The following is a 12,562-nucleotide window of genomic DNA, read 5'->3' as shown; positions in this document are numbered from 1 at the left end:
ACTTCGTCAGTACGTTGAGTGAGCGACCGGTTTCGAAAGAGACCGAAAAACAGTAACAGGTTTGAACTGAAGAGTTTGATCCTGGCTCAGATTGAACGCTGGCGGCATGCCTTACACATGCAAGTCGGACGGCAGCACGGACTTCGGTCTGGTGGCGAGTGGCGAACGGGTGAGTAATACATCGGAACGTGTCCTGGAGTGGGGGATAGCCCGGCGAAAGCCGGATTAATACCGCATACGCTCTGAGGAGGAAAGCGGGGGATCTTTCGGGACCTCGCGCTCAAGGGGCGGCCGATGGCAGATTAGCTAGTTGGTGGGGTAAAGGCCTACCAAGGCGACGATCTGTAGCTGGTCTGAGAGGACGACCAGCCACACTGGGACTGAGACACGGCCCAGACTCCTACGGGAGGCAGCAGTGGGGAATTTTGGACAATGGGCGCAAGCCTGATCCAGCAATGCCGCGTGTGTGAAGAAGGCCTTCGGGTTGTAAAGCACTTTTGTCCGGAAAGAAATCCCTTGGGCGAATACCCTGGGGGGATGACGGTACCGGAAGAATAAGCACCGGCTAACTACGTGCCAGCAGCCGCGGTAATACGTAGGGTGCAAGCGTTAATCGGAATTACTGGGCGTAAAGCGTGCGCAGGCGGTTCGCTAAGACAGATGTGAAATCCCCGGGCTTAACCTGGGAACTGCATTTGTGACTGGCGGGCTAGAGTATGGCAGAGGGGGGTAGAATTCCACGTGTAGCAGTGAAATGCGTAGAGATGTGGAGGAATACCGATGGCGAAGGCAGCCCCCTGGGCCAATACTGACGCTCATGCACGAAAGCGTGGGGAGCAAACAGGATTAGATACCCTGGTAGTCCACGCCCTAAACGATGTCAACTAGTTGTCGGGTCTTCATTGACTTGGTAACGTAGCTAACGCGTGAAGTTGACCGCCTGGGGAGTACGGTCGCAAGATTAAAACTCAAAGGAATTGACGGGGACCCGCACAAGCGGTGGATGATGTGGATTAATTCGATGCAACGCGAAAAACCTTACCTACCCTTGACATGTATGGAACCTGGCTGAGAGGCCGGGGTGCCCGAAAGGGAGCCATAACACAGGTGCTGCATGGCTGTCGTCAGCTCGTGTCGTGAGATGTTGGGTTAAGTCCCGCAACGAGCGCAACCCTTGTCCCTAGTTGCTACGCAAGAGCACTCCAGGGAGACTGCCGGTGACAAACCGGAGGAAGGTGGGGATGACGTCAAGTCCTCATGGCCCTTATGGGTAGGGCTTCACACGTCATACAATGGTCGGAACAGAGGGTTGCCAAGCCGCGAGGCGGAGCCAATCCCAGAAAACCGATCGTAGTCCGGATCGCACTCTGCAACTCGGGTGCGTGAAGCTGGAATCGCTAGTAATCGCGGATCAGCATGCCGCGGTGAATACGTTCCCGGGTCTTGTACACACCGCCCGTCACACCATGGGAGTGGGTTTCACCAGAAGTAGGTAGCCTAACCGCAAGGAGGGCGCTTACCACGGTGGGATTCATGACTGGGGTGAAGTCGTAACAAGGTAGCCGTATCGGAAGGTGCGGCTGGATCACCTCCTTTCTCGAGCTAAGCGCGTCAGAAGTGTTGAGCGCTCACGCTTATCGGCTGTGAAAAAGACAGACTCAGGGGTCTGTAGCTCAGCCGGTTAGAGCACCGTCTTGATAAGGCGGGGGTCGATGGTTCGAATCCATCCAGACCCACCAAAGTCTTGTCTGGTGAGCTGACCGGCTAAAAACCTCTGGGGTATCTGCATGACTGGGGGATTAGCTCAGCTGGGAGAGCACCTGCTTTGCAAGCAGGGGGTCGTCGGTTCGATCCCGTCATCCTCCACCAATCCTCAATGCTGGTTTGTCTGCATGCGCTAACGGGAGTTGGCGGTGTAGTGAAACAAGCATTGGCGATTGAGCCAGTCAGAGCGATACGCAATCAGGGATTGCGCGATCGGCTGTCGTTCTTTAACAATCAGGAAGAAGTAGTAAAGAGATTCACGAAAGCCTGCCTGGAGATGGGGAGGTGAGTAGGTGAATCAGGGTTGTGATTGTATCAATGTATTTTTTAAGTGATCGAAAGATTGCTTTGGAATACGGCGCAACACGAATACTCAACCTGTAGCGGAATGTGAACTGGAGAGTCCTTCGGGAACCTTGTCCCCTTCGGGGATGAGCCCCGCGTAAGCGCTAAAGCGCTAACGCGGGCCGCAAGACACACCCGTTATAGGGTCAAGCGAACAAGTGCATGTGGTGGATGCCTTGGCGATCACAGGCGATGAAGGACGCGGTAGCCTGCGAAAAGCTTCGGGGAGCTGGCAAACGAGCTTTGATCCGAAGATGTCCGAATGGGGAAACCCACTCCGAATGGAGTATCCATGACTGAATCCATAGGTCATGCGAAGCGAACGCGGTGAACTGAAACATCTAAGTAACCGCAGGAAAAGAAATCAACCGAGATTCCCAGAGTAGTGGCGAGCGAAATGGGACCAGCCTGTACTCTTTATCTTCACTGTTAGCTGAAGGCTCTGGAAAGTGCTGCCATAGCGGGTGATAGCCCCGTAAGCGAAAACAGCGAGGAAGAACTGGGTGTACGAGAAGTAGGGCGGGACACGTGAAATCCTGTCTGAAGATGGGGGGACCATCCTCCAAGGCTAAATACTCGTGATCGACCGATAGTGAACCAGTACCGTGAGGGAAAGGCGAAAAGAACCCCGGGAGGGGAGTGAAACAGATCCTGAAACCGCATGCATACAAACAGTCGGAGCCTTCGCAAGGGGGTGACGGCGTACCTTTTGTATAATGGGTCAGCGACTTACATTCAGTGGCAAGCTTAACCGATTAGGGCAGGCGTAGCGAAAGCGAGTCCGAACAGGGCGTTCAGTCGCTGGGTGTAGACCCGAAACCAGGTGATCTATCCATGGCCAGGATGAAGGTGCGGTAACACGTACTGGAGGTCCGAACCCACTAACGTTGAAAAGTTAGGGGATGAGCTGTGGATAGGGGTGAAAGGCTAAACAAACCTGGAAATAGCTGGTTCTCTCCGAAAACTATTTAGGTAGTGCCTCGTGTATCACCTTCGGGGGTAGAGCACTGTCATGGTTGTGGGGTCCATTGCGGATTACTACGCCATAGCAAACTCCGAATACCGAAGAGTGCAATCACGGGAGACAGACATCGGGTGCTAACGTCCGGTGTCAAGAGGGAAACAACCCAGACCGCCAGCTAAGGTCCCCAAATATTGCTAAGTGGGAAACGAAGTGGGAAGGCTAAAACAGTCAGGAGGTTGGCTTAGAAGCAGCCATCCTTTAAAGAAAGCGTAATAGCTCACTGATCGAGTCGTCCTGCGCGGAAGATGTAACGGGGCTAAGCAATATACCGAAGCTGCGGATGCACATTTATGTGCATGGTAGGAGAGCGTTCCGTAAGCCTGCGAAGGTGCACTGGAAAGTGTGCTGGAGGTATCGGAAGTGCGAATGCTGACATGAGTAGCGATAAAGGGGGTGAAAGGCCCCCTCGCCGTAAGCCCAAGGTTTCCTACGCAACGTTCATCGGCGTAGGGTGAGTCGGCCCCTAAGGCGAGGCAGAAATGCGTAGCTGATGGGAAGCAGGTTAATATTCCTGCACCATTGTTAAATGCGATGGGGGGACGGATCGCGGAAGGTTGTCCGGGTGTTGGAAGTCCCGGTCCTTGCATTGGAGAAGGCGCTTTGGCAAATCCGGGCGCGCAATTCAAGGGTGTGAGGCCATTCACTTCGGTGAAGAAGCAACTGGAAGTGGTTCCAAGAAAAGCCTCTAAGCTTCAGTTTAACAGGACCGTACCGCAAACCGACACAGGTGGGCGAGATGAGTATTCTAAGGCGCTTGAGAGAACTCGGGAGAAGGAACTCGGCAAATTGGTACCGTAACTTCGGGATAAGGTACGCCCCGGTAGCCTGACTGGCCTGCGCCAGAAGGGTGAAGGGGTTGCAATAAACTGGTGGCTGCGACTGTTTAATAAAAACACAGCACTCTGCAAACACGAAAGTGGACGTATAGGGTGTGACGCCTGCCCGGTGCCGGAAGATTAAATGATGGGGTGCAAGCTCCTGATTGAAGTCCCGGTAAACGGCGGCCGTAACTATAACGGTCCTAAGGTAGCGAAATTCCTTGTCGGGTAAGTTCCGACCTGCACGAATGGCGTAACGATGGCCACACTGTCTCCTCCCGAGACTCAGCGAAGTTGAAGTGTTTGTGATGATGCAATCTCCCCGCGGCTAGACGGAAAGACCCCATGAACCTTTACTGTAGCTTTGCATTGGACTTTGAACCGGTCTGTGTAGGATAGGTGGGAGGCTGTGAAGCGTGGACGCCAGTCTGCGTGGAGCCGACCTTGAAATACCACCCTGGTCTGTTTGAGGTTCTAACCTTGGCCCGTGATCCGGGTCGGGGACAGTGCATGGTAGGCAGTTTGACTGGGGCGGTCTCCTCCCAAAGTGTAACGGAGGAGTACGAAGGTACGCTAGGTACGGTCGGAAATCGTGCTGATAGTGCAATGGCATAAGCGTGCTTAACTGCGAGACCGACAAGTCGAGCAGGTGCGAAAGCAGGTCATAGTGATCCGGTGGTTCTGTATGGAAGGGCCATCGCTCAACGGATAAAAGGTACTCTGGGGATAACAGGCTGATACCGCCCAAGAGTTCATATCGACGGCGGTGTTTGGCACCTCGATGTCGGCTCATCTCATCCTGGGGCTGTAGCCGGTCCCAAGGGTATGGCTGTTCGCCATTTAAAGAGGTACGTGAGCTGGGTTTAAAACGTCGTGAGACAGTTTGGTCCCTATCTGCCGTGGGCGCTGGATATTTGAAGGGGGCTGCTCCTAGTACGAGAGGACCGGAGTGGACGAACCTCTGGTGTACCGGTTGTCACGCCAGTGGCATCGCCGGGTAGCTATGTTCGGAAGAGATAACCGCTGAAAGCATCTAAGCGGGAAACTCGCCTTAAGATGAGATATCCCCGGGGCTTCGAGCCCCTTGAAGGGTCGTTCAAGACCAGGACGTTGATAGGTCAGGTGTATAAGCGCAGTAATGCGTTAAGCTAACTGATACTAATTGCCCGTAAGGCTTGATCCTATAACAGGTGTGTTTTGCGATGACCGTCAGTGCTTCGGCACTTATGGACATCCCACCCCCGAAGGGGGCAACAGACACCCAGGTTGAGATCAGTGTTGTGCCTCGAACAACACAGCCCGCCTCCTCTGGTGAGTATCACCAGACACTACTTCTTCCCGATTGGTTGTGTTGCCCCCAGAGGCGACACGACAACAAGTCATGCCTGATGACCATAGCGAGTCGGTCCCACCCCTTCCCATCCCGAACAGGACCGTGAAACGACTCCACGCCGATGATAGTGCGGATTGCCCGTGTGAAAGTAGGTAATCGTCAGGCTCCCCAGCAGCAACAGAAACCCCACCCCCAAAAGGTGGGGTTTCTGCGTTTACGGGGCGGCAGGGCACCGGACGGAATAGAGGACAACGGCCCGGGCAGGCGCTTCGCGCGTTGCTCCGGACCGGCACGCCAGCCCCTCAGCGTTTCCCGATCCGCAGCGCATCCGCATAAGCCAACAGTTCCAAATGGCGGCGAGTACACTCCCCCGCCAATCACACTACCCACCCCCATCACGCGCCCGGCAGCACAATACAAGCGGCGACGCCTCACACTTTTGCCGTGTGCCGGTCACTACTTCCCCTGCGCCAGAAACCGTTGTGCCAGACGAACCCAATATGTCGACCCGATTGGCAATAATTCGTCGTTGAAATCGTAACTCGCGTTATGCAGCATACAAGGGCCAGCTCCATGCCCGGCATCCCGGTGGCCGCCATCGCCGTTGCCTAGAAAGGCGTAGCAACCCGGCTTCGCCAGCAGCATGAACGAAAAGTCCTCGGCGCCCATTGTCGGCTCAACCGCGTCGTCGACATTCTCTGCCCCAACGATCTCCTTCATAACCGAAGCAGCAAAACGGGCTTCCTCGCCACTATTGATAGTCGGCGGATAATTTCGATGAAAGTGGATCGTGACGGAGCAATCGTAAGCGTCGGCCGTATTTTCAGCGATCTTGCGCATACGCGCTTCGATCAGGTCGAGCGTTTCAGTGGTAAATGTTCGAACCGTCCCGGCGAGCCACGCATCATTGGGGACGACATTGACCGCGTCGCCGGCGTGAATCTGGGTAATTGACAGGACGGCAGTATCGAGCGGCTTTTTGTTCCGCGTGATGATGCTCTGCAGCCCGTTTGCGATCTGCACCGCCGTAAACACAGGATCCCGGCCGTTGTGCGGAAGCGCCGCATGCGAGCCCACCCCTTTAATTTCGATCCGGAACTCGTTGCTCGATGCCATGATCGGGCCTTCGGTCACGCCGAAGTGGCCCGCCGGCATTCCCGGCCAGTTATGGATGCCGAACACCGCATCCACCGGAAACTTGACGAACAGACCGTCGTCGATCATCGCCTGGGCGCCGGCTCCGCCTTCTTCCGCCGGCTGGAAAATGAATACGATCGTACCGTCGAATTCGCCGTGTTTGACCAGATGCCGGGCGGCACCGAGAAGCATCGCGGTATGTCCGTCATGGCCGCACGCATGCATTTTGCCGTTGTTTTTCGACCTATGATCGAAGCTGTTCAACTCCTGAATCGGCAGCGCGTCCATATCGGCGCGCAGGCCAATGGCGCGGGGACTACTGCCGCGTTTCAAGACGCCGACCACGCCGGTTTTGCCTAATCCGCGATGAGTCTCAATGCCCCAGGACTCAAGCGTTCTGGCAACGAGATCTGCAGTCGAAGTCTCTTCGTAACGCAGTTCAGGGTTGGCGTGAATTGTTCGTCGAAGGGTCTGAATTTCGCCGTGAGCGGCTTGGATTTCTGGGATCAGTTTCATGATGGAGTGATATTGCGCTTGTGCTTTGACTTGCGTGGGATCGCTCGGGGTCACATCGACCCGGGCACGGTGATAAACGATTCTACGCCGAAGGCGATTTTGGCGGCACCATCCAGGCTAACTGCCAGTGGACGTAATAAAATCCCGCTTTACTCACCGCTTACTGCTTCTTCGACGAAGTTCCGACAATGAACGCCCCGACTGAATTCGCTCGCGCCGTGTGCCCGCACGATTGCCCTGACACCTGCGCGATGCGTGTGACCGTCGAGAATGGTCGAGCGATCAAGGTCGCCGGCGATCCCGACCATGCGCCGACGCAAGGCGCCTTGTGTACCAAGGTCAGCCGCTATGCGGAGCGTGTGTACCATCCGAACCGGCTCACCACGCCGATGAAGCGTGTCGGTCGCAAAGGCGAGGGCCGCTTCGAGCCGATCACCTGGGACGAAGCGTTGGAGCTCGCGGCCACCCGTTTGTCAGAGATTGCGCGCCGCTCGCCGGAGGCGATCTTGCCCTACAGCTATGCCGGCACGATGGGGCTGGTGCAGGGCGACAGCATTGCGCAGCGGTTCTTTCACAAGCTCGGCGCCTCGCAACTCGACCGCACGATTTGCTCGGCGGCCGGCGCGGCCGGCTTGAAATATACCTACGGCGCAGGCATCGGCATGCACACCGAGTTTTTCGCCGAGAGCGAGGTGATCCTCATCTGGGGCGCGAATCCCATCGCGTCGAGTCTGCATTTCTGGACCCGCGCCCAGGAAGCCAAGCGTCGTGGCGCGCGACTGATTGCGATCGATCCGTACCGTTCGCTGACGGCGGAAAAATGCCACCAGCACATCGCACTGAAGCCCGGTACGGATGGCGCCCTGGCGCTCGGCATGATGCACGTGCTGATTACGGAGAACCTGCTCGATCACGCTTACATTGCGGCTCACACACTGGGCTTTGCGGAACTGAAGGCACGAGCGCTCAGCTACCCGCCGTCGCGAGTCAGCGAGATTTGCGGCATCGAAGAGTCGGTGATCGTCGATCTTGCGCGACTTTACGCCAGTACGAAGAAAGCCGCGATTCGCATGAACTACGGGTTGCAGCGGGTGCGCGGCGGTGGCAACGCCGTACGCGCGATTGCTTGCCTGCCGTCGCTGACGGGCGCATGGCGCGAAAGAGCGGGCGGGGCGTTGCTATCGTCGGGAGGCTGGGCACCGGTCGATTCGCATGCGCTGCAGCGTCCGGACCTGATGCCGGGTTGGCCCGCCAAGCCAAGTCGCGTGATCAATATGAACGCGATTGGCGACGCGCTGCTGCATCCGGGCGACGCCACGTTCGGCCCTAAGCTCGAAGCCATCGTCGTCTACAACTCGAATCCCGTTGCGGTCGCGCCGGACTCGGAACGGGTCGCGGCGGGTTTCGCGCGCGAAGACCTGTTCACCATCGTCCTCGAGCATTTTCAGACTGACACCGCGGACTACGCCGATCTGCTCCTGCCCGCGACGACGCAGCTCGAACATCTCGACGTGCACAAGTCGTACGGTCACACGCATGTGATGCTCAACTTGCCGGCGATCGCCCCGGTCGGCGACGCACGTCCGAATACGGAAATATTCCGTGGCCTCGCACATCGGATGGGCTTCGACGAACCGGCGCTGTTCGAAAGCGACGAAGCCGTCGCGCAGGCCGCCTTCCGCTGGCAGGACAGCACGCTGGAAGGCGCGGACTGGGAGGCGTTGAAGAAAGTGGGCTGGGCAAAGCTGAATCTGCCCGACGCGCCTTTCGCCGACGGTGGTTTCCGAACCCCGTCCGGCAAATGTGAGTTCTACAGTGAGCGCCTCGCGCAACAAGGCCTCGATCCGCTGCCCGACTACCTGCCGCCGTACGAGTCCGCCGACGGCGCGCCCGAACTCGCCGCGCGTTACCCGCTCGCGATGATCTCGCCGCCCGCCCGCAATTTCCTGAACAGCACGTTCGTGAACATCGAAAGTCTGCGCGCGACGGAAGGCGAGCCGCATCTGGACATCCATCCTGCGGATGCGCACGCACGGGACATCGTCGACGGTGTGCAGGTGCGCATCTTCAACGATCGCGGCTCGATGCAGGCGCGCGCCCGCGTCACCGACAAAGCGCGCGAAGGGCTGGTCGTCGGCCTTTCCATCTGGTGGAAAAAGCTCGCGCCGGATGGCCGCAACGCGAACCAGGTGACAAGCCAGGCGCTCACCGATCTCGGCGGATCGGCCACTTTCTACGACTGCCTCGTCGAAGTCGAGCGCGTCTGAAATCCGTCAGGAATCCCGGCAGCGTTCGCCTCCAGCGGGTTGGAGGCTGTCGTCTAACCCGGCCGCTTTTCGCAAATAGCAACGGGATGCGCATGCTACGATGCGTTTTTAGCACGACCATTCGAAAATAATTCAGGAGACGCTGCATGGACAAAATCTGGCTGAAATCTTATCCGCCCGGCGTTCCCGCAGACATTGACCCATCGCGCTATTCATCGGTTGCCGACCTGCTCGAAGAAGCCTTTCGTGAGCATCGCGCCAAACCAGCGTTCGTCTGTATGGGCAAGGAGATCAGCTATGGCGAGCTCGACGCGCTTTCACGCAAGCTTGCTGCGTGGTTTCAGTCGAAGGGCCTCGCGCGCGGCGCGCGCATCGCGATCATGATGCCGAACGTGCTGCAATATCCGGTCGCGATTGCCGCGATTCTGCGTGCCGGCTACGTGGTCGTGAACGTGAACCCGCTATACACGCCTCGCGAACTCGAGCATCAGTTGAAGGACTGCGGCGCGGAAGCGATCATCCTGCTCGAAAACTTTGCGCATACGCTGCAGGCGATCGTGCGCAATACCTCGGTCAAGCACGTCGTCGTGGCGGCGATGGGCGATCTCATGGGCATCAAGGGCACGCTGGTCAACTTCGTCGTCCGCAAGATGAAGAAGATGGTGCCGGCGTGGAGCCTGCCGGGCCACGTCAAGTTCAACGCCGCGGTCTCGGAAGGCGGGCGCCAGCATTTCAAGCCGGTGCAACAGGGTCCGGATGACGTCGCGTTTCTCCAGTACACGGGCGGAACGACCGGCGTGGCCAAGGGCGCGACGTTGCTGCATCGGAACCTGATCGCCAATGTCTTGCAGTCGGAGGTGTGGCTCAATCCGGTTCGCGCGAACCGTACGGACATCGATCAGTTCATCACCGTCGTCGCACTGCCGCTCTATCACGTGTTTGCGCTGACCGTGTGCGGGCTGCTGACGATCCGCACCGGCGGACTAGGCGTGCTGATTCCGAATCCGCGCGACATCCCGGGCATGATCAAGGCGCTGGAAGGTTATGCGATCACGACGATCCCCGCCGTCAATACGCTGTACAACGCGTTGCTGAACAGCCCGGACTTCCACAAGCTCGACTTCTCGAAGCTGCTCACCGCGAACGGCGGCGGCATGGCCGTGCAGGAGGCGGTCGCCAAACGCTGGTTCGAGTTGACGAATACGCCGATCGTCGAAGGTTACGGGTTGTCGGAGACGTCGCCATGTGTGACGTGCAATCCGGTGACCGTCACCGAATACAGTGGGACGATCGGTTTGCCGTTGCCATCCACGGAAGTGTCGATTCGCGACGACGAAGGCAACGAAGTGCCGCTCGGTCAGCCAGGCGAAATCTGCATTCGCGGCCCGCAGGTGATGGCAGGCTACTGGAACCGGCCGGACGAAACCGCCAAGGTGATGACGCCGGACGGCTTCTTCAAATCGGGCGACGTCGGTCTGATGAACGACGGCGGCTTCGTGAAGATCGTCGATCGCAAGAAGGACATGATTCTGGTGTCCGGCTTCAATGTGTATCCGAACGAGATCGAGGACGTGGTCGCCAAGTTGCCGGGCGTGTTCGAAGTCGCAGCGGTCGGCGTGCCGGACCAGCACTCGGGCGAGGCCGTAAAGCTGTTCGTCGTGAAGAAGGACGAGGCGCTGACCGACTCGGATATCTTCGCGTACTGCAAGACGCAATTGACCGGCTACAAGCGGCCGAAGGTCGTCGAATTCCGCACGGAACTGCCAAAGAGCAATGTCGGCAAGATTCTGCGCCGCGAGTTGCGCGACGGGCGCGCATAGGAGCAACCGTCGAAGCGCCCGATTCCGCACGAAGCCGACATCAGGGAGCGCATAGCAAAAAAGAGAAAGCCCCGGCAGACGGAAGTCTGCCGGGGCTTTCTCTTTTGTCACCACATTGCACCACGCAGCCAAGCGCAACCGCCATAAAAAAAAGGCGCCCGAAGGCGCCTTTGAGGCAGACTGCTTTATTACGACTTATTAGAACTTGTGGCGGATGCCGACGCGAGCTGCGAACTGGTTCTGGTTCGACGAACCCGTCAGGCCGTTGATGCCTGCCGTGGCGTCGACCGTAGCGCCAGCCTGGTTGAGCGTTTCGCCCAGAGCGTGCTGGTACACGCCGATCAGGTAGACGTCGGTACGCTTGGAGAGGAAGTAATCCACGCCCACCGAGCCTTGGTGATACTGAGCACGGTCCGCGCCGTTGATTTCCGCGCCGCGCGTGTAGTCATACGCTGCGCCAACCAGCAATGCCGGGGTCAACTGATACTTGAAGTTGATTTCGCCGTTGTTGAACGTAGCCGACTGGCCAGCGAACGGCGACGCGAACGACTTGCCGAGGTTGGCGAAGCGGATGTTCGAGTACGTCAGGCCGATCGTTGCCGCGCCGAACGTGTATGCGCCGCCCGCACCGATCACCTGGTACGTGTTAGCCGACGTGAAGCCACCGTAGATCGGGTTCGTCACTGCGGCAGCTGCTGCAGTCGTCGTGCCGCCGTTGTTGAACAGGCCGCCCGTCGCTGCCGGCGTGCGTGCGTTCAGGTAGCCGACGCCCAACACGAGAGGACCGTTGTTATAGCCAGCACCCAACGACCAGATCTGGTTGCCGGTGAAGTTGCCTGCTTGGCCACCGAGGCTGTACGTGCCGCCGAACGTCAGGCCGCCGTAGTTCACGCTCGTGAACTTGACCGTGTTGTTGGTGCGGTATGCGTTGTTGAAGTTGTCGATGTCGCCCGGGTGAGCACCGATGTAGCCGCCCCATTGGTCGCCCGATTCCAGCGGACCGACGTAGTCGACGACTGAGTCGTACTGACGACCCAGCGTGACCGTGCCGAACTGGCTCGACAGACCGACGTAAGCTTGACGACCGAACATCAGGCCGCCTTGACCCAGCTTGCCGTTGGTCACGTCAAAGCCGTTTTCCAACACGAAGATCGCCTTCAGACCACCGCCCAGATCTTCCGTACCGCGCAGGCCGAAACGCGAGCCTTGCAGAACGCCGCTGGACATGTCGTACTTATGTTTGCCACCCGCGTTGGTGTTCATGTTGATACCAACGTCAACGATACCGTACAGGGTCACGCTGCTCTGAGCATGTGCGACGCCTGCGAATGCGCCCAGTGCTGCGAGAGCGAGAAGCGACTTTTTCATCGAATGATCTCCAAGGATTACGAATCTTTTGTACAAGGCGAATATTTATCTAGCGTTGAGGCCTTGCTGTCTAACTTCGCGAGAAGTTGCACGTAATGTAACAAAAGGCATACATGGCACAAAGAAAAAGGAGGCCGCCAGGAACGTTCCTGTTTCGTTTACGCAACATG

4 protein-coding genes, 2 tRNA genes and 3 rRNA genes are annotated in these 12,562 nt (G+C 57.9%); 7 read left to right on the top strand and 2 right to left on the bottom strand.

The window, feature by feature from the left end; translation table 11 throughout:
- The first annotated feature begins 63 nt into the window (after nt 1–63).
- The 5 genes from B0G69_RS04200 (at nt 64) to rrf (ending at nt 5,449) form a co-directional block, all read left to right on the top strand.
- Nucleotides 64–1,596 (top strand): 16S ribosomal RNA (locus B0G69_RS04200).
- Between the two features lie 66 nt (nt 1,597–1,662).
- Nucleotides 1,663–1,739 (top strand) — tRNA-Ile (locus B0G69_RS04195).
- A 54-nt stretch (nt 1,740–1,793) separates the two neighbouring features.
- Nucleotides 1,794–1,869, top strand: a tRNA-Ala gene (locus B0G69_RS04190).
- Between the two features lie 384 nt (nt 1,870–2,253).
- Nucleotides 2,254–5,134: ribosomal RNA gene (locus B0G69_RS04185) — 23S ribosomal RNA — on the top strand.
- Between the two features lie 201 nt (nt 5,135–5,335).
- Nucleotides 5,336–5,449, top strand: a 5S ribosomal RNA gene (gene rrf / locus B0G69_RS04180).
- The 16S, 23S and 5S rRNA genes sit together here with 2 tRNA genes alongside, the layout of an rRNA operon.
- Nucleotides 5,450–5,740: 291 nt before the next feature.
- On the opposite strand, the gene B0G69_RS04175 is transcribed toward rrf, so the two are convergent.
- Nucleotides 5,741–6,937 (bottom strand): M20 aminoacylase family protein, encoded by a 1,197-nt coding sequence (locus B0G69_RS04175; RefSeq protein WP_121315784.1) that lies wholly within the window; start codon nt 6,935–6,937, stop codon nt 5,741–5,743.
- 188 nt (nt 6,938–7,125) lie between these two features.
- Here B0G69_RS04175 and B0G69_RS04170 point away from each other — a divergent pair, with 188 nt between their 5' ends.
- Together B0G69_RS04170 and B0G69_RS04165 are read left to right on the top strand one after the other, a co-directional pair.
- Nucleotides 7,126–9,204: a molybdopterin oxidoreductase family protein gene (locus tag B0G69_RS04170; protein ID WP_121315783.1), complete on the top strand. Its 2,079-nt coding sequence runs from the start codon at nt 7,126–7,128 to the stop codon at nt 9,202–9,204.
- 146 nt (nt 9,205–9,350) lie between these two features.
- Complete coding sequence (locus B0G69_RS04165; protein WP_121315782.1) at nt 9,351–11,024, top strand: long-chain fatty acid--CoA ligase; 1,674 nt, start codon at nt 9,351–9,353, stop codon at nt 11,022–11,024.
- Nucleotides 11,025–11,222: 198 nt separating this feature from the next.
- Here the strand turns inward: B0G69_RS04165 and B0G69_RS04160 are convergent, their stop codons facing one another.
- Nucleotides 11,223–12,392 carry a porin gene (locus tag B0G69_RS04160; protein ID WP_121315781.1) on the bottom strand — a complete coding sequence of 390 codons (1,170 nt, stop codon included), beginning with the start codon at nt 12,390–12,392 and terminating at the stop codon, nt 11,223–11,225.
- Between the last annotated feature and the right edge of the window lie 170 nt (nt 12,393–12,562).

The organism is Paraburkholderia sp. RAU2J, from assembly GCF_003634845.1.
Taxonomy (GTDB): Bacteria; Pseudomonadota; Gammaproteobacteria; order Burkholderiales; family Burkholderiaceae; genus Paraburkholderia; species Paraburkholderia fynbosensis.
This window is presented reverse-complemented; position numbering and strand designations above follow the sequence as displayed.

Coding starts and splice junctions, on each gene's coding strand:
- B0G69_RS04175 (WP_121315784.1), bottom strand. CDS start 6,937: ATGAAACTGATCCCAGAAATCCAAGCCGCTCACGGCGAAATTCAGACC.
- B0G69_RS04170 (WP_121315783.1), top strand. CDS start 7,126: ATGAACGCCCCGACTGAATTCGCTCGCGCCGTGTGCCCGCACGATTGC.
- B0G69_RS04165 (WP_121315782.1), top strand. CDS start 9,351: ATGGACAAAATCTGGCTGAAATCTTATCCGCCCGGCGTTCCCGCAGAC.
- B0G69_RS04160 (WP_121315781.1), bottom strand. CDS start 12,392: ATGAAAAAGTCGCTTCTCGCTCTCGCAGCACTGGGCGCATTCGCAGGC.